Origin of the sequence: Variovorax sp. M-6, from assembly GCF_052114385.1 — a bacterium.
Lineage (GTDB): Bacteria > Pseudomonadota > Gammaproteobacteria > Burkholderiales > Burkholderiaceae_C > Variovorax.
On sequence record NZ_JBFREQ010000062.1, the window covers coordinates 1 to 17,312 of the forward strand.

At 64.4% G+C, this 17,312-nt stretch carries 16 protein-coding genes; 8 read left to right on the forward strand and 8 right to left on the reverse strand.

The window, feature by feature from the left end:
* Nucleotides 1-519: 519 nt before the first annotated feature.
* The 3 genes from AB4Z46_RS34155 (at nt 520) to AB4Z46_RS34165 (ending at nt 4,778) form a co-directional block, all read left to right on the forward strand.
* Complete coding sequence (locus AB4Z46_RS34155; protein WP_442287990.1) at nt 520-1,689, forward strand: D-alanyl-D-alanine carboxypeptidase family protein; 1,170 nt, start codon at nt 520-522, stop codon at nt 1,687-1,689.
* 116 nt (nt 1,690-1,805) lie between these two features.
* A complete protein-coding gene (locus AB4Z46_RS34160; protein ID WP_442287991.1) occupies nt 1,806-4,178 on the forward strand; it encodes a DNA polymerase II in 2,373 nt (790 codons plus the stop codon).
* A gap of 39 nt (nt 4,179-4,217) precedes the next feature.
* A complete protein-coding gene (locus AB4Z46_RS34165; RefSeq protein WP_442287992.1) occupies nt 4,218-4,778 on the forward strand; it encodes a GNAT family N-acetyltransferase in 561 nt (186 codons plus the stop codon).
* Between the two features lie 92 nt (nt 4,779-4,870).
* Here the strand turns inward: AB4Z46_RS34165 and AB4Z46_RS34170 are convergent, their stop codons facing one another.
* Genes AB4Z46_RS34170 through AB4Z46_RS34180 form a run of 3 tightly spaced genes read right to left on the reverse strand, consistent with a single transcriptional unit; the run spans nt 4,871 to nt 8,179 of the window.
* Nucleotides 4,871-6,196, reverse strand: a complete 1,326-nt coding sequence (locus AB4Z46_RS34170; RefSeq protein WP_442287993.1) for an MFS transporter — start codon at nt 6,194-6,196, stop codon at nt 4,871-4,873.
* Nucleotides 6,197-6,243: 47 nt separating this feature from the next.
* On the reverse strand, nt 6,244-7,359 hold the full coding sequence (locus AB4Z46_RS34175) for a M14 family metallopeptidase (protein WP_442287994.1): 1,116 nt from the start codon (nt 7,357-7,359) through the stop codon (nt 6,244-6,246).
* A 25-nt stretch (nt 7,360-7,384) separates the two neighbouring features.
* Nucleotides 7,385-8,179: a gamma-glutamyl-gamma-aminobutyrate hydrolase family protein gene (locus AB4Z46_RS34180; protein WP_442287995.1), complete on the reverse strand. Its 795-nt coding sequence runs from the start codon at nt 8,177-8,179 to the stop codon at nt 7,385-7,387.
* Between the two features lie 104 nt (nt 8,180-8,283).
* Here AB4Z46_RS34180 and AB4Z46_RS34185 point away from each other — a divergent pair, with 104 nt between their 5' ends.
* The 3 genes from AB4Z46_RS34185 (at nt 8,284) to AB4Z46_RS34195 (ending at nt 10,762) form a co-directional block, all read left to right on the forward strand.
* Entirely contained in the window at nt 8,284-9,297 is a 1,014-nt protein-coding gene (locus tag AB4Z46_RS34185; RefSeq protein ID WP_442287996.1) for a LysR family transcriptional regulator, read from the forward strand.
* 48 nt (nt 9,298-9,345) lie between these two features.
* Complete coding sequence (locus tag AB4Z46_RS34190) at nt 9,346-9,957, forward strand: YdeI/OmpD-associated family protein (protein WP_442287997.1); 612 nt, start codon at nt 9,346-9,348, stop codon at nt 9,955-9,957.
* A gap of 244 nt (nt 9,958-10,201) precedes the next feature.
* Nucleotides 10,202-10,762, forward strand: a complete 561-nt coding sequence (locus AB4Z46_RS34195; protein WP_442287998.1) for a dihydrofolate reductase family protein — start codon at nt 10,202-10,204, stop codon at nt 10,760-10,762.
* A gap of 192 nt (nt 10,763-10,954) precedes the next feature.
* On the opposite strand, the gene AB4Z46_RS34200 is transcribed toward AB4Z46_RS34195, so the two are convergent.
* On the reverse strand, nt 10,955-12,355 hold the full coding sequence (locus AB4Z46_RS34200) for an amidase family protein (protein ID WP_442287999.1): 1,401 nt from the start codon (nt 12,353-12,355) through the stop codon (nt 10,955-10,957).
* A gap of 16 nt (nt 12,356-12,371) precedes the next feature.
* The gene (locus AB4Z46_RS34205) at nt 12,372-13,379 is read right to left on the reverse strand and encodes a Bug family tripartite tricarboxylate transporter substrate binding protein (RefSeq protein ID WP_442288000.1); all 1,008 of its coding nucleotides are present in this window, start codon (nt 13,377-13,379) and stop codon (nt 12,372-12,374) included.
* Between the two features lie 148 nt (nt 13,380-13,527).
* On the opposite strand from AB4Z46_RS34205, the gene AB4Z46_RS34210 reads away from it, so the two are divergent.
* Together AB4Z46_RS34210 and AB4Z46_RS34215 are read left to right on the forward strand one after the other, a co-directional pair.
* Nucleotides 13,528-14,415, forward strand: coding sequence for a LysR substrate-binding domain-containing protein (locus AB4Z46_RS34210; protein WP_442288001.1), 888 nt, complete (start codon nt 13,528-13,530; stop codon nt 14,413-14,415).
* Nucleotides 14,416-14,615: 200 nt separating this feature from the next.
* On the forward strand, nt 14,616-16,070 hold the full coding sequence (locus tag AB4Z46_RS34215; protein WP_442288002.1) for a lactonase family protein: 1,455 nt from the start codon (nt 14,616-14,618) through the stop codon (nt 16,068-16,070).
* Nucleotides 16,071-16,223: 153 nt separating this feature from the next.
* On the opposite strand, the gene AB4Z46_RS34220 is transcribed toward AB4Z46_RS34215, so the two are convergent.
* The 3 genes from AB4Z46_RS34220 to AB4Z46_RS34230 form a co-directional block, all read right to left on the reverse strand.
* Nucleotides 16,224-16,394 carry a hypothetical protein gene (locus tag AB4Z46_RS34220; RefSeq protein WP_442288003.1) on the reverse strand — a complete coding sequence of 57 codons (171 nt, stop codon included), beginning with the start codon at nt 16,392-16,394 and terminating at the stop codon, nt 16,224-16,226.
* 1 nt (nt 16,395) lies between these two features.
* Entirely contained in the window at nt 16,396-16,761 is a 366-nt protein-coding gene (locus AB4Z46_RS34225; RefSeq protein WP_442288004.1) for a YcgJ family protein, read from the reverse strand.
* A 171-nt stretch (nt 16,762-16,932) separates the two neighbouring features.
* The coding region (locus AB4Z46_RS34230; protein WP_442288005.1) for a DUF938 domain-containing protein at nt 16,933-17,312 on the reverse strand (380 nt) is incomplete at its 5' end.

Here is a 17,312-nt window from a genome sequence, read left to right on the forward strand (position 1 = left end):
AGTCCCCCGAGATGATGGCGGAGTACGAACCGTTGAAGGATCTCGACGACGCAGCGATATCGTTGATTGGACTTCCGCGCGCAACACGCTCCTTCGATTCTGACCTTCTGGGTGGCCCTGATGAACGCCGAAGGGAGTTCCGCGATGTGTAGCTCCGGCGAACGACAAGCAATGCCGTGGAGTTGGAGGCTTCCGCCTGGGCTGAAGTCATGAATGCGCGGCCAGGGCGGCGCCACCCTCGCTGCCGCTGCGCGCGGACGCCTTCTTGGACGCGCTGTGCTGCGCAGCAGACAATTACGGCTTCATCCGGACCATCGTCTACACCTCAACGGTCAATTCTCACTGCGGTTGAAATGTACTGAACTTGTACCGTGATCCTTGATCTTCTATGCACGGTCGAAAACCGACGCTTGATCCGCGACAATCTCCGTTCTGCCCCCGAACACCATGAAACTCAAGTCTTTCCCCATCCTCCCGGTCGTCTTCGCAATCGCCGCAGGCGCGCTGGTTCCCAGCTCGATGTCCTTCGCAGCCTCCCACGCCGCCAAGCGTGCAACCCATACGAAGCCCACGGCCGACGCGCCTGCCTCGGCGCCCCTAGCTGGACAGACCGCTGTTGCCGGCGGGACGCCGGCGATCCCCGCGAAGGCATGGTTGCTGATGGACTTCGACTCCGGCGAGGTGCTGGCCTCGGCCAACCCCGACGAACCGCTGCCGCCAGCTTCGCTGACCAAGATGATGACCAGCTTTCTGGTCGAACAGGCACTTCGCTCGGGCAAGCTGAAGAAGGACGATCTGGTGACGGTCAGCCAGAACGCCTGGTGCCGTGGCTCGAGCACCGAGTCGTGCATGTACCTGCCGCTCAACAGCCAGGCCACGGTGATCGACATCCTGCGCGGCATCATCGTCCAGTCGGGCAATGACGCGTCCAAGGCGATCGCCGAGCATATGGCCGGCTCGGAAGAGGGCTTCGCCAAGCTCATGAACGCCGAAGCGAAGCGTCTCGGGATGACGAACACGAATTTCGTGAACGCGACAGGCCTGCCCGACCCGGCCCACAAGTCGTCTGCGCGGGACCTCGCGATCCTGGCGCGCGCGATCATCCGCGACAGTTCCGCCTACTACCCGATCTACGCCGAGCGCGAGTTCAAGTACAACGGCATCAAGCAGGGAAATCGCAACGCGCTGCTCTACACCGACCCGACGGTTGACGGGCTGAAGACCGGCCACACCCAGGAGGCAGGCTACTGTCTGGTCACTTCGTCCAAACGCAACGGGATGCGCCTGATCACAGTGATCCTCAACACCAACAGCGCACAGGCGCGTGCGGACGAGACGCGCACGCTACTCGGGTGGGGCTACAGCAACTTCGAGAAGGCCACCCCCGTTCAGCCCGACACGGTAGTAACGACTGCCAAGGTCAACTTCGGCAAGGCCGATACTGTTGCCGCGGGCCTGGGCTCACCATGGACGGTGACGGTGCCGCGGGGCCAGCAAGTGCGCACCTCCGTGCAGGTCAAGCCAGACCTGGAGGCGCCGGTGACCAAGGGCACGGTGATTGGCAAGGTGATCGCGGAGTCGAACGGCAAGCCGGTCGGAGAAGCGCCGCTGATCGCACAGGCCGATGTGGAACGCGCGGGATGGTTCCTGCGCATGTGGCAGCGCGTGGCCAGGTTGTTTGGCAAATGAACGATGGCAACGCGTGATGTGCCGTGAACTCGTGTGCCGCCGGCCGGACCGTGCCCTCGCATCAGAGGCACTGACGTGTCAATTGCCGACTGCCCGCCCTCCTTCTTCAAGCTCTCGTGCTCCCCTCCGAATTCAAGGGCTTCATCCTCACTCGCCGCTGGCGTGATGTCGCGGCCGGCACCGAGATCGAGTACTGGTTGGCGACAGATGTGGGGCCGAGGAAAGTGGTCCTGTCCTCCCAGACCTCTGTCGCATTCGTCGAAACGATGCACAGGGCGTCGGTCGAAGCGCACCTTGCTGCCATGCCAGGGATGGAGGTGCGTGAGCTAGAGTTGAAGACATTCCATCAGGCACCCGTCGTCGGTGTCTATGCGAAGCATTTCCGCCAACTGGGTCAACTGGCACGTGCCCTCCGGGCCCAGGGCGTTGCTCTGCTCGAAGCCGACGTGCGCCCGCACGACCGCTTCCTGATGGAGCGGTTCATCACCGCCGGCGTGCTGGTGGAAGGAGGGAGGGCGGACCGCTTCACCGTCGTCGACTGCAAGCTGAAGCCCGCGCCCGATTTCCGTCCGGTGTTGAAGGTGGTGTCGCTGGACATCGAGACGAGCCAGGACGAGGAGCTCTATTCCATTGCGCTGGACGGGGCGGTCGAACGTGTCGTCTTCATGCTCGGCGAGCCGCCACCTGAGTCGGGCGAGCCCTTGGACTTCTCTCTCATCTATTGCCCGACCCGCAAGGCCATGCTTGAGAAGCTCAATGATTGGTTCGAGAGAAACGACCCGGACGTCATCATCGGTTGGAGCGTCATTCAGTTCGACCTGCGAGTTCTGCAGAAGGCGGCCGACAACTGTGGGGCACAACTCCTTCTGGGGCGTGAGCGTCGGCCCATCGATTGGCGAACCCATCCGGGAAAGCAGGGCTACCTGTTCGCGGCCACGCCCGGGCGGGTGGTCATCGACGGCATCGAGGCACTCAGAGCCGCGTCGTGGAGCTTTCCTTCCTTCAGTCTGGAGGCCGTTTCACAAGAACTGCTGGGCGAGGGCAAGGCCATCGGCGATGAGTACGACAAGATGGCAGAGATCGAGCGGCGGTACCAGGAGGACAAGCCCGCGCTCGCGCTCTACAACATCCGGGATTGCGAGCTGGTTCTGCGCATCTTCGACAAAGCGAATCTGCTGCGGTTCATGATGGAACGTGCCCACACCACGGGCCTGCAGGTGGACCACTTCGGCGGCTCGATTGCCGCGTTCAGCCACCACTATCTGCCGCGGATGCATCGCTTGGGCTATGTGGCACCGAGCGTGGGCGAGATTCCGAGCAAGGCCTTCCCCGGTGGGTACGTGATGGATTCGAAGCCAGGGTTCTACGATTCGGTCGTGGTCCTGGACTACAAGAGCCTGTACCCCTCGATCATTCGAACGTTTCTGGTCGATCCTGTCGGCTTTGTGGAAGGCTCGAACGCCAGCGACTCGGCAACGGTCGTGAAGGGGCCGCAAGGGACGGCGTTCTCGCGCGAGAAGCATTGTCTGCCGGAAATCGTGACCACCCTCTGGCGGGCTCGGGACGAGGCCAAGCGGGTCAAGAACGAGTCGCTGTCCCAAGCCCTGAAGCTGCTCATGAACTCCTTTGCCGGCGTGTTGGGTGCAGCCGACTGCCGCTTCTTCAATCCCAAGGTCGTATCCGCCATAACCCTGCGTGGACACGAGATGATGAAGCTCACGCGCACATTCGTGGAGAACCGGGGCTACGAAGTCATCTATGGCGACACCGACTCCATCTTCATCTGGCTCAAGCGCACCCACACCAACGAGGAAGCGCACGCCATTGCGGAAAACCTGGTGAAGGACATCAACGACTGGTGGACGCGTGCCCTTCGCGAGGAGCACGGCCTGGAGAACTTTCTCGAAATCGAGTTCGACACCCACTACAAGAAGTTCTTCATGCCCACCATTCGTGGTTCAGACGTCGGCAGCAAGAAGCGCTACGCGGGCCTGAGCGTGGATGCCGCGGGCAAGGAGGAGATGGTCTACCGTGGCTTGGAGATGGCCCGCAGCGACTGGACCCCGCTGGCGCGCCAGTTCCAGGAGGGCCTGCTGTCACGCATCTTTCACGGTGACCCCTACAAGGAGTTTGTGACCGACTACGCGCAGTCGACGTTGGCTGGCCGCAAGGATGACCTTCTCATCTACCGAAAGCGCCTGCGCCATCGCCTCGATGCCTACCAGGTCAATGTGCCGCCGCAGGTTCGCGCGGCTCGCATCGCCGACGAGTACAACGGTCGGGTCAACCGACCTCAGCAGTATCAGAGGGGTGGTTGGATTCGATACGTCATGACTCTGAATGGGCCGGAGCCGCTGGAAACGCGTCATTCCCGCATCGACTACGAGCACTATCTGACCAAGCAGCTGCAGCCAATTGGCGACGCCATCCTCCAGCCCATGGGGGAGAATTTCATGGCACTGACGAGCTCGCAGCAAGGTCTTTTCTGAATGCGGGCCTTCCTAGCTTGGCACCGGAAGTGCTGAATCGTGAATCCGGATCCGAATATTTCTAAGCAGAAAGTTGGTGTTGTGATCTCTGTGCGACCAGCAGAACCGAATGAGTGGAGGACCTATCGGGATCTGCGCCTGCGGGCGCTGCTTGACTCCCCGAATGCCTTCGGAAGCACATATGAAGCCGAGGCCCAAAGAGCGGATGCCATGTGGGCTGCCCGGATCGCCGCAGCTACTTCCTCAGGCAAGGACTGTGTACTGTTCGCGTTCAATCGCGAGGACGTTTGCGGTCTGGTGTGGTGCAAGTTGTCTGCCACAGAACGGGCTGTGGCCAACGTGTTCCAGATGTGGGTCGATCCCGCATCGCGCGGAATGGGGGCCGGCCGTGCTTTGCTCAAAGAGGCAGTCGCTTGGGCCGAGAGCCTCGGAGTGACCTGCGTTTTTCTAGGTGCCACTGCTGCAGAAACGCCCGCGATGCGTTTGTATGTGGCTTGTGGCTTTCGCCCCGTCGGTGTCTTGGAGCCACTGCGTGAAAACTCAAGCCACATGGTGCAGTCGATGAGCCTGGCGCTTGGATCCGACCGATCCACAGCCTGAGCCATGCAATGTCCGCTGCGGGGCCCGAAGCTCCTTCCGCGTCCGCCTACAGTCGGCCAGAACCCATCTCCAGACACAGCCCATATTCGCAGCTACTTCATCACGTCGACATCGCGCGATTCGGGCAACATCCACATCGCCGCCACGCTGATGGCGCACATCGCGACCACGTAGTAGGCCGGCGCCATCGGATTGTGCGTCACGGCGATCAGCCATGTCACGACGAACTGAGTGGTGCCGCCGAATACCGAAGTGCTGATCGCGTAGACCAGTGACAGGCCCGTGCTTCGCACGGCGATGGGCAGGAGTTCCGGCACCGTCACCAGGCCCGCCGCGCCGAACATGGCCGTCAGTGCGGCCAGGATCGCAGACACCGCCAGCAGCGTGGTTGCACCGGGTGCACCGGACAGCCACATGAACAGCGGCACGATCAACAGCATCAGCGCGATGCGTGGGGCCTGGTTGGTGATCTTTCGGCCGAAACGGTCGCACAACAGGCCGCCTGCCAGGGCGAACGCGAAGGTCATGACGCCGCCCATCAGCACGCTGCCTTGTGCCAGCGCCGACGGCAGTTTCAACACCATGACCGCGTAGCTGACCAGGTAGTTGCCCACTTGCGACGCCACTGCCGTGGCGGCCGAGAGAAGCACGCCCAATATCAGGATGCGGCCGTGGTTCCTGAACACGGAGCCGACGATCTGCGCGCCGGTGCGTTCGCTGCTGCCTTCGTGGGTCTCGGGAAGACTGCGGCGGATATAGAGCGCGATCGGAATCAGCACCAGGCTGAACAGGAACGGCACACGCCAGCCCCACGAGGCAAGCTGCTCCTGCGTGAGCACCAGCGAGAGCGTCACGCCGAACACGCCGCCCACGGCGACGGCCAGCCCTTGACTCGCGATCTGCCAGCTCGAATAGAAGCCGCGCCGGCCGGGTGGCGCTGCTTCCAGCAGCAGCGCGGTCGCCGGGCCCACTTCGCCACCGAGCGCAAGGCCCTGCAGCAAGCGGCAGAACACGACGATGATCGGCGCCGCGATGCCGATGCTGGCGTAGCTGGGCGTCGCCGCGAGACCCAAGGTGCCGAAGGTGATCAGTGCGACCGTCAGGATCATGGCCGGCTTACGCCCAGCCCGGTCGGCGAAGGCGCCGATCAGCACGCCGCCGAGCGGGCGCGTGAAAAAGCCCACGCCGAACGTGGCCAGGGCCACCAGCAGGCTGCCGAACTCGCCGCTCACGGGGAAGAAGGTGCGGCCGATGTAGACCGCGAAATAGGCATAGATGACGAAGTCGTAGAACTCGAGGGCGTTGCCCGCGACGGCAGCAGCCACGGCCTTGCGACTGATCGTGGTCTGCTGCGCTGGATGCGTGCTGCGCGCGCCCGTGGCGGCCTGGGACGCGGGATTCATGGTGGTCGCGTTCATGGAGTGTTCCGTGGTTCGTTCGTGATTGAGATCGAAACGGACGCAGTTCAGGCCAGCGTGGCCTGCGACGCGTCTTCCTGCAAACCTTCGAGCGCTCGCAGGCAAGCCCGCGAGCCCTGTTGCCACACTGCGAGCTTCCAGGCGGCGGCGTCGGGATAGAACGCATCCTTGAGTTCTTGCTTGATGGCGCCCGACTGCGCCGCATCCGCACTGCCGTGCCGGTGCAGCCAATGCTCCGCGCGGAGTGCGCCAGTGACACGCTCGCTCGGATAGGTGCCGTATTCCAGGCAGATCCCCACGTGCTGCGCGTCGGGGCATTCTTCGGTGAGTGCCGTCTGGATCGGTCCGGTCAGAGGGATACTGGTGGAGGTGCCGGCGGTGACCGAGGTCAGCTCGCCCCACCAGCGCTCGGCGCGCGCGAGCACGGAGGGATCTTCATCGAAACTCGCGAAGATGCGCTCGCCAACGCCATAGGCACCAAGTCCCGTGTGGATGTCGATCGAGGCCAGTTGGCGCACTTGCGACGCATGCTGCCGCAGGATGCGGCGGAAAGTGTCGTTGCTCCAGGTCGGCCCGTTGCCACCAAAGAACATGCCGTCGGCGAAGACGTACTGGCCGAGGCCGATGGCACGTTGCAGGCCGCGTGCGCCGTGGCGGTCGCGATAGGCGGCAAGCGAAAACTCGACGTCTGCATGCGGCGGCCACTCGGTCGGCAGCAGCAAGTCGTGAATCTCTGCGTAACCTGCATTGACTGGCAGCGGCTTCGAGAAATCGACGAAATTGCGGTTGAGGTCCACGTTCTCCTGCGTGACGCGGCGCGAGTGTGAAAACCCGAACGGATTGACCGCATGCACGTACAGCACCGCGGTGTCGTGCAAGGCGTCCGCACGGGTGCCGGAATCAAGCTGCAGCATGCCGGTCTGGATCGCGGAGCCACAGAAGCCCTCGACCCCGTGCACGCCGCTGATGACCACGAGCATTCTTGACGCATTGGCAGCCCCTTCCAGCACGACGTCGGTGGCCAGCGTCTCACCATCGGCGCCAGGCATTGGCAGCAGGTGCGACTCGACTGGCAGGCCGCGTCGCGATGCGGCATCCAGGAATTTCTGGCGTGCTTCAGCGTAGCTGCGGCTGAATAGCGCGTTGATCTGGGCGTTGTCCATGTGTCTCCGTCAAGTTGTGTGTGGGTCAGGCGAATTGAAGCTGGCGCTGCTTCTGCCGCAGCCGGCAGGCGTCGCCAAAGACCTGGAAGATGGCCCGTGCGAACGCGCTGTCGTCGATGCGCATTTCGGGGTGCCATTGCACGGCCAGCGTGAACTGGGCAGCGCTGGCGATGGAGAAGGCTTCCACCAATCCGTCGGGGGCCTTGGCCTCGATGCGCAAGCCGGCGCCCAGGCCATCGATGCCCTGGTGGTGCACCGAGTTCACTCGCGCGCGCGTGCCGCCCGCCAATCGCGAGAGCAGGCTGCCTTCGACGATATGGAGGTCATGGCTGTCGTCGTACCAGCGTTCGATCGGGCGATCGTGATCGCCTTCGCGGTGGTCGAGCCTGCCGACTTGCTCATGCACGGCGGGCTCCAGCGTGCCGCCCCACGCGACATTCATTTCCTGGAAGCCGCGGCACACGGCCAGCACCGGCACGCCGGCCGAAACCAACGCCGGCAGCAGCGGCAGGATGGCCGCATCGCGGTGGTGGTCGAGCAGCATCTCGCGGTGCGGCAGGGGCGCGCTGTAGCGCGCCGGCGCCACGTTCGACGGGCTGCCCGTGAGGACGATGCCGTCGATCGCCGCGACCAATGTGTCGACATGCAGCGCATCGGCAAAGGAAGGCAGCACCAGTGGAAGCGCCTGCGAAACCTCGCTGACTGCGCGGACGTAGCCGTGCAGGCCCGCGTGCACCGCATGCCCGTGCAACTCGATGCGATCGGACGAGATGGCGACGACGGGTCGCAGCGCTGCAAAGGGTTGCGGGGTGGGCTTCATGGCTGTTGTCTGGGGTTCGGGACGCAGTCTAGGAACTTGCCTTGCTTGCGTAAATTGCATAATATTTAGTAAGTCATTGCACTTTCTGCAAGTGAAAGGCGGACGTGAACATCCGGCAACTCAAGCATTTCCTGGCCGTCATCGACCTCGGCTCGCTGAGCGCCGCGGCCGAGACGGTCCACCTGAGCCAGCCGGCGCTGTCGCGGAGCCTGCGTGCCCTGGAAAACGTCTTGCAGGTGCCGCTGTTCGACCGGCAAGACCGGCGCTTGCGCCCGACGCCATATGCCCTCGCCTACGTCGAGCGCGCGCGACGCATGGTGTTCGACGAGAACGAAGGGGCCCGTTCGCTGGCGCTCATGCGCGATGGTGAAATCGGCTCGCTGGCGCTTGGAATGGGCTCATCGATTTCGAAGCTCCTGCTCGCGCCACTCATGCTGGAGATGCTCGACAAGGCGCCCGGCTTGCGTGTGAGCTCCATGGTGCAGAGTACCGACGTGCTCTATGCCGCGTTGCTGAAAGAGCAACTCGATTTTTTCATCGGCGACGTCCGCATCGCCCGGCACGATCCCGACATGAAGATCGAAGCGCTCTACGCCTGCACTTTCGGCTGGTTCGCGCGCGCAGGGCATCCGCTCTCGAAAAAACGCAACGTCACGATGGCCGACCTCTCGGCCTATCCACTGATTTCGTCGGGCTACGCCGATGCGTCCGTCGAACGCAGGATAGCGGACCTGTATGACCTCCGCACTCCGTTCAGCAACCACTTCTCTCTCGTCACCAGCGACCTCGCCACCGTGCACGCGTTGCTGGCATCGAGCGACGCCGTCGCGCCGTCGACCGCCATTGCAGTGCTCGATCCGCTGAATGCCGGCATCGTGGTGCCGATCGACGTGACGCCGCGACTCGACCTGGATTTGACACTGGGGATCATCCATCGCGCTGGCCGCACGCTGGCGCCGGCAACCACGCGCGCGTTCGAATTCGTACGGGCGAGTTTTGCGAATGTAGCCGCCGAGATCGCACACCTGCATGAACGTGGGCACAGTCTGGACGGCGTATCGTCTCGCACGAAAAAATCGACCTCGACGAAAGTGACAAAGCGGGCAAACGGCAAATGAGGCAGAAGCAGGACGGAAAATGCCAGACCGAACTCTCGAAGCAATGACATGCCCGACACGAAATCCGACACCGCTGCGACCCTCTTCAAGTCCGCGAAGGCCTTCGACGCGTGGCTGAAAAAGCACCACGCCACGTCGGACGGGCTGTGGTTGAAGATCGCGAAGAAAGGCGCCGGCGAGCCCAGTGTCACCTACCCCGAGGCTGTCGAGATCGCGCTTTGCTGGGGCTGGATAGACGGCCAGAAGAAAGGGCTCGACGACCAGCACTTCCTGCAACGCTTCACGCCGCGGCGCGCACGCAGCATCTGGTCCAAGATCAATGTGGACAAGGTCGCCGCGCTGATCGAGGCCGGACGCATCCAGCCCGCGGGGCAGGCCCAGATCGACGCCGCGAAGACTGACGGCCGCTGGGGCAAGGCCTACGACGGCGCGCGCACGTCCAGCGTGCCGGACGACCTGCAGGCCGCGCTGGAGGCAAGCCCCAAGGCGAAGGCCTTCTTCGCGACGATCAGTGCGTCCAACCGCTACGCTGTGCTTTGGCGCGTGCAGACGGCGGTCAAGCCGGAGACGCGTGCCAGGCGCATCGCCAAGCTGGTGGAGATGCTCGGGCGTGGTGAGGTCGTGCACATCTTCAAGCCCAAGCCAAAGGCCTCAGACTAAAGATCACTCGCAGTCGTGCTTGCCGTAGCACACCGATGTGGCGCCCTGCGAGGTTATTTTAGGTTTCCGCTCGGGCCGTATGCGGATGCGACGACGCGAAGCGCGTGCACACCCACCCGCAATGAGGCAGGATTCGGCCACAAGCAGGCATTGGCGGACCGCTATCAGGCGTCTGATTCGCTTGGCCAGAAGCGATGGCCCACCGCGCAGCACAGCGGTCCGCCCAACTCGGAGTATCGCCGCCATGGGACTCTTGACCTTCAGCATCAATGTCACCCTCGACGGTTGCGTCGACCACCGGGAGGGAATCGCCGACGACGAGACACACGCTTTCTTCATCCGCCTCATGGACGAGGGAGGGGCGATGCTGTGGGGCCGCGTCACCTACGAGATGATGGAGAGCTACTGGCCGGCGGTCGTCCGTGGCAACCAGGAGGCGCCGCCGGCGATGCGCGAGTGGGCGCTCAAACTGGAGGCCAAGCCGAAGTACGTGGTGTCCTCGACGCGAAAGGACTTCCCGTGGAGCAACAGCCACCACATCGCCGGCGACCTGCGCACGGGCGTGCAGAAGCTGAAGGACGCGACCCCGGCCGGCGTGCTCCTCGGTAGCGGCAAGCTCGCGACCGAACTCGATCGGCTGGATCTGATCGACGAGTACAAGTTCCTCGTCCACCCCAGGATCGCGGGCCACGGCCCGACCCTGTACCAGAGCGGGCTGCCTGGCACGCGACGGCTCGAGCTGGTCTCGGCGAAGCCGCTGCGCAGCGGCGCGGTCGCCATGCACTACCGGCGCGCGCGCGGCTAGCAACCCGTTGCAGCGGACGCCGGATCCACCCGGAACCGGCCGTTCGAAGTTGCCGCGAAACTCTGAAAGGGCGAGTGGTACAGCTTTGAACGCGAGGCTCGTACGCCGTTGGTTTTGTTGGAACACGCCGGTGATTTCCATCGGCTCATCCCCGATATCGAGGATCTGGTGCTGCAAGTCGCCCCGGCCCCCTCAAGCCGGATCGACCGGCCGCACCGGGCCTGCCTGCCGCTCGATGGCCTCGGCCGCCGCAAAGCACAGGTCTTCGCGAAACGGCTCTGCCATCAGCTGCACGCCCATCGGCTGCTTGCCTGGCAGAGGCACCGACAGTCCCGGCGTGCCGAGCATGGCAGTCGCCAGCAGCGGACTCTGCGCTTCGAAGATGGCGTGGATCGTGTCGCTGTCGCGTTGGTCTTCGTCGATGGCGAAGGGCGTGCGCCACGACACCGGCATCAGCAGCAGCGGATGGCTCTGGAACAAGGCCGACCAGGCGCGCCGGATTTTCATGCGCGAGGCCGATGCTTCCAGGTAACCGCGCAGGTCGAGCTCCTTCGCGCAGGCCAGCATCTCGCGATAGGCGCGCTGGATGGCGGCGTCACCGTCGCGCAGGATGGTCTCGCCCATCATCAGCCGCGTGTCGTTGAGCGTGAGGTTGAACCACAGCTCGTGCGCGTCGCGAAACAGCGGCAGCTCGACTTCCTCCACGCGATAGCCCGCGGCTTCGAGCCAACGCGCCGCCTGATCCAGCGCGGCGACCACCGCCGGGTCCGCCTGGAATCCGGGCACGCGGCGGCACAGGCCGACGCGAATCGGCGCCGTGGGCGTGGGGCCGGCGAAGGGCGCCGGGGCCCAGGTGGGGTCGCGTGGATCGCGCGCGGCCATGGCTTCGAAGGCCAGGCGCAGGTCGGCCACGCTGCGCGCCAGCGGACCTTGCACCGAGGTGATCTGGAAGGCCGGCGGCCGCTCGGCCGTGGCGCTCGGGTTGAAGGCCGGCACGCGCTGCACGCTGGGCCGCAATCCGTACACGCCGCAGGCGTACGCCGGGTAGCGGATCGAGCCGCCCTGGTCGTTGCCATGCGCGATCGGGCCAATGCCCGCCGCCACTGCGGACGAGGCGCCGCCGCTGGAGCCGCCCGGCGTCAGCCCCGCGTCGTGCGGGTTGAGCGTGCGCCCGTGCAGATCGTTGTCGGTGAACCAGCGCATCGAAAAGGCCGGCGTGTTGCTGCGGCCAAGCGGCACCGCACCGGCGCGCCGCAGGTTGGCAACCACCGGGCTGTCTTGCGTGGCGATCAGTCCCTTGTTGGCGACGATGCCGTTGGTGGTGGCAAAGCCGCGCTGGTCGACATTGACCTTGATCGTGATCGGCACGCCATGCAGCGCGCCCAGTGCGTCGCCGCGCGCCAGTGCCTGGTCGGCGGCATCGGCTTCTGCCAATGCCTCCTCGGGATGCAGGTCGACCACCGCATTAAGGCGCGGGTTGACGGCGTCGTGCCGCTCCAGGCAGCCTTGCATGGCCTCGCGGCAGGAGACTTCGCGCCGGCGGATCAGCGCAGCGAGTTCGTTGGCGCTCAGGCGCCAGAGTTCGTTCTTCATGGAGGCTCTCGCTTCTTCAATCGCCCCTGACGCCGGCACGCTTGACCACCTCGGCCCAGCGCGGCGTTTCCTGCTTCACCAGGACGGTGAACTCCTCGGGGCTGGACAGCATCGGCTCGACCGAGAGCGCCGCGTGGGCCCGCACCACGGCCGGGTCGGCCATGGCCTTGCGCATGGCCGCGTTGAGCCGCTCGATCGCCTTCTTCGGCGTGCCTGCCGGTGCCACGAGCCCACCCCATGCCACCACGTCGAAGCCTGGCACGCCGCTTTCGGCCAGCGTCGGCACCTGCGGCAGCACGCTGACGCGCTTGGCGCTGGTCACTGCCAGCGCCTTGATCTGGCCCGACTGGATGAAGGGCAGCACGGCCGACACGTTCTCGATGGTCAGGTCGAGTTGGCCGTTGACCATGTCGCCCACCGCTTGCGTGCCGGTCTTGTAGGGCACCGCTTCCATCGGCAGCCCGGTCTGCGTGCGCAGCAACTCGCCCGTGAGATGGCCGGCGCCGCCGATGGCGGGGTTGCCCACGGTGAGCTTGATGTTGGGGCTCTTGCGCCCGTAGGCCAGCAACTCCTGGAAGTTGTTGGCCGGCAGCCCGTTGCGCGCCACCACCACGTAGGCATTGGCCATGAACAAGCCGATCGGCGTCAGGTCCTTCTCGGTGTTGTAGGGCAGCTTGGTGAAGAAGGAGCTGTTGATGGCCAGCGTCGTGATGTTGCCGTAGCCGAAGGTGTAGCCGTCGGGCGGCGCAGTGGCGATGAGCTGCGTGCCGACGATGCCACCCGCGCTCGGCCGGTTGTCGACCGCCACCGCCTGGCCCAGCTCGCGCGCCATGGCATCGGCCACCGGCCGCATGGACACGTCCACGCCCGAACCGGCAGCGTAGGGCACGATGAAGCGCAGGGGCTTCTGGGGCCAATTGTCTTGTTGTGCCTGGGCGATGGCCGCGCCGGTGGTGGCGATGGCCGCCAGGGCCAGCGACGCCGTCAGGGCGCGTCGCGTCCAGTTTCCTTTTCTTGTCTCCATCCTTCGACTCCTTCTTCAGTGCTTGCTTGCTGGCAACGGGTTGATCGGATGGCAGCAAGCTTACGAAGGCGAAGGCGCGCGCATAAGACAATGCGTTCGTTTCGGCTATAACCGGTGGTTGTCACCCCTTGATAGAGAAGAAGCTCCCATGAAGGACTACCAGCTGAGGGCCCTGTTGCGCGTCGTGGAGACCGGCAGCATCCGCGCCGCAGCGCGCGCACTGCAGCTGAGCCAGCCGGCGGTGACCAAGGCGATCCGCGAGCTGGAGGCCGAGGTCGACGCGCCGCTGGTGCTGCGCAGCTCGCGCGGCGTCGAACTCACCGAGAGTGGCCGCCAGCTGGCCATGCGCGCCCGCCTGGCCCAGGAGCAATTGGCGCTGGCGCTGCAAGACATCCAGCAGCTGCAGGGCGGCAAGCAGGCGCTGGTGGCGGCAGCCGTCACGCCGGTGATCTTCATGGGCGTGCTTCCGGATGTGATTCGCGAGTTCCGCCGCACGCTGCCGTATGCGCAGCTCAAGCTCTATGAAGGGCTGATGCCGGCGGTGCTGCCGCTGCTACGCGAAGGTTTTATCGACTTCGCGGTGGCCGGTGCAATGGAAGGCGCACTGGACGCCGACCTGGAGTTGGACCCCATCGCCCCAATCGAGATGATGGTGGCCTGCCGTCCGAGCCACCCGCTGGCCAAGGCCACTCGGTGGGAGGACATCGTGGATGCCGAATGGATCGTGCACCGCGCCCCCGGCAGCCACCACACCGTGCTGTTCGACCGCCTGCGCCGCGACGGCCTGCCGGTGCCCGAGCGCACCATCGAGACCAACTCATTCGGCGTCAGCTGGGGACTGGTAACGCGCAGTGATCTGCTGCTGATCTTGCCAGTGGAGTTCTTGTCGATCGAGCCTTATGCGAGCCAGGTGGTGCGGGTGCCGTTGGGGATGGGCTTGCCCGCGCTGACCTTGGGGATCCTCAAGCTGAGGGCTGCGCCGCTGTCGCTGGCGGCGGGGAAGTTGGCTACGTTGTTTCGGAGGTATGCGCGCTGAGGGACTCGCCGCCCAGTCGCTTGTGCGTCGTCCGACTGCCAATGCCTCGGGTTGCATCGACCGGTTGAATCCGCAGCGAGAAACCAGTCCAATTGGACTGTTGTTCTCTGCATATCCGATTTCTATACTGGCTCACCGGTTCAGATGACCGGCAGCGCGCTGCCTCGGGTTGGTCAGCCTCCTCCGTCTCCATCCCCCCAATGAAAAAGATCTGTAGCGGGTTTCCTGCCCAGCTCGGCCCGCTGCTGCTGGTCGCCCTCATCGCCGGCCTGCCGTCTTGTGGCGGGGGAAGCACCAGCGACACGACGTCCACGCCGACGTCTGCCACCCCAGTGGCACCCCAAGGACCTGCGGTCGCTGACCCACCTGTGCTACCACCACCGACGCCAACGATCACGGTGAGCGGCACTGTCACCGGTCTCCTCGGATCCGGCCTGGTGCTGCAGAACAACTTGGGAAATGACCTTCCCATCGCGGCCGATGGCAGCTTTCGTTTCGCAGCGCCTGTTGCCAGCGGAGCAGCCTATGCGGTCACGGTCAAGAGCCAATCCAAAATCTTGACGCGAGTTTGCGAGGTCAGCGCCGGTACCGGGGTTGCTGCGTCGACGGACGTGACGAACGTGGCCGTGAAGTGTGCAGCGCCGGCCGCCCGCTTTGCGTATACAGCGAACTTGAACGGCAACAATGTCTGGAGCTACACCATCGATCCCACGTCGGGCGCCTTGAGCCAGACGGCTGTGCCGGAGGTGCGCGCGGGTACCAAGCCCATCTCCATCGCGGTGGATCCATCTGGACGGTTTGCCTATGTGGCGAACTTGAACTCTGCCAATGTGTCGGCGTACACCATCGATCGCTCTTCTGGCGAGTTGACGCCGATGGCCGTGCCTACGGTGACGACGGGCGGCAGGCCGTGGGCCGTCACGGTAGATCCCACCGGACGGTTCGCCTATGTGACGAACTACCAGACCGACCTTGTCTCTGCCTTCACCATCGATGCCACCTCAGGGGCTCTGACCCCCATGGCAGTTCCGACAGTCGCCACTGGCAGCGGTCCAACCGGAATTGTGGTGGATCGGATGGGGCGATTCGCGTACGTGCTGAACTACAACTTCAGCGCGCAGAACGTGTCGGTCTACGCCATCGATGCCATATCGGGCGCCCTGAGCCCGATAGCCGCTGCGCCTGCAGCCACAGGCTCAAGTCCCTACTCCATTGCGTTGGACCCTTCGGGTCGCTTTGCGTACGTGACGAACTGGGGCGCGACCAATGTGTCGGGCTACTCCGTCGATGCAGTCTCTGGCGCTCTCAGCGCGATGGGCGTGCCAACGGTCGCTTCGGGGAATCGACCATATAGTGTTGCGATGGAACCCACTGGCAGGTTCGCCTTCGTAACGAATTCCAATGACGCCAACGTATCGGCTTTCACCATCAACAGCCTCTCTGGTGCGCTGAGTCCGATGACCCCACCGAAGGTGGGCTCTGGGTCGGGCCCCGGCACCATCGTTGTGGACCCAACGGGCCGATTCGCGTACGTAGCGAATCAGTCGTCCAACACGATTTCGAGCTACACCATCAACGCCACCTCTGGCGCCCTTGCGCCCTTGGCGACGAAGGTAGCGGGAGCGGCTCCGTATTCGCTCGTGCTCTCGAGGTAGCCCTTGCTGCTCTGCTTCAAGGTCCATCACGGCGGCAGAGGAGCACTCTTCCTTCGGCTCGCGTGCCGGAAGAAAGAACTGCTCGCCTGAATGAATTCATCGGGTGCGCTGGCTACCACTGCGCAAGGCTCGCCCGAAAGCGGCCATTGCCGATCAGCTTGGTTTTTTCCGGCGCGCAATGAATGCGCCCTCGATCGTTTCACAGGTTGCCGCCGTGTTCGGAGTGGCCGCCAGGCGCATCGCAACCTCCTTGCAATTTGCGCTCACCGAGTTCGATGGCAGCAGCGAGGCCGTGACGATTGGCAAGACCGGGTTCTGCGTCAAGTCAAAGCTTCCCAAACAGCAGCTCGGTGTACTTCTTGTTCACGCCCGCGCTGCGTTTGCCATCGGCACCGTAGTACCGATCTGCGCGGCATAGGCGCTCTTTAACGTCGCAGAACACGCCGTTGGCAAAGGTGAACTCGGTCCGGTCGAAGTCCCCCTGTGAGGCCAGCTTGGTCGCGGCCTTTTTGCCGAGGTACTTTTGGGTGAGCTCAAGCGAAATTCCTTTGCCATTGGCACACACGTAGCGGTCGCAGAGGACGCGCGGCGCTGGCGATCGCAGCGCGACCTGCTTTGCGGCGTGGGCGGAGACAGCGGATACGGCGATCAGAAGAGCCAGAGACAGCGGAAAGTGGCGTGGGATTTTCATGCAGGCGGATTGTGGCTTGTCGAAGGCGGGGCGTTGAACCGGCATTGTCCGCAGTGGGGGGGTGACCTACTGGTGCGTAGTCCGGTGGCGGATTGTGCTCGGAACAGGTCGCTCGGCCTTAGAGGCAGAGAGCAGCCAGTTCCCGCCATTCGTGACCGACGGCTTTGGGGCTCAAGCAGACCCGTCGATGAGGGCCCGCGCGCCGGGGAGTGCGACGTTTGATTTCCGCCAGACCAGAGTGAAGTTGTTTGCCGGCATTGGTACGGCCTCCTCCAGCGCAAGGCCTTCATTGCCCGCCACGTCCGCCACCTTGTCGATGTCGCGCACGCCCCAGAGCGGATTCCTTGCGCGCAGGCTCGCGTCGAACGCTTCATTGCTCTGCGACGTATGCGCGCCGCCGCGCATGTACGGGCCGTAGGTCACAAGCACGCCACCGGCGGGCAGTATCCTGCCGACGCCCGCCATCAACGCGAGCGTGGCCTCCCACGGGGAGATGTGAATCACGTTGATGCACACGACCGCGTCGGCCGCGGATACGGGCCACGGATGCT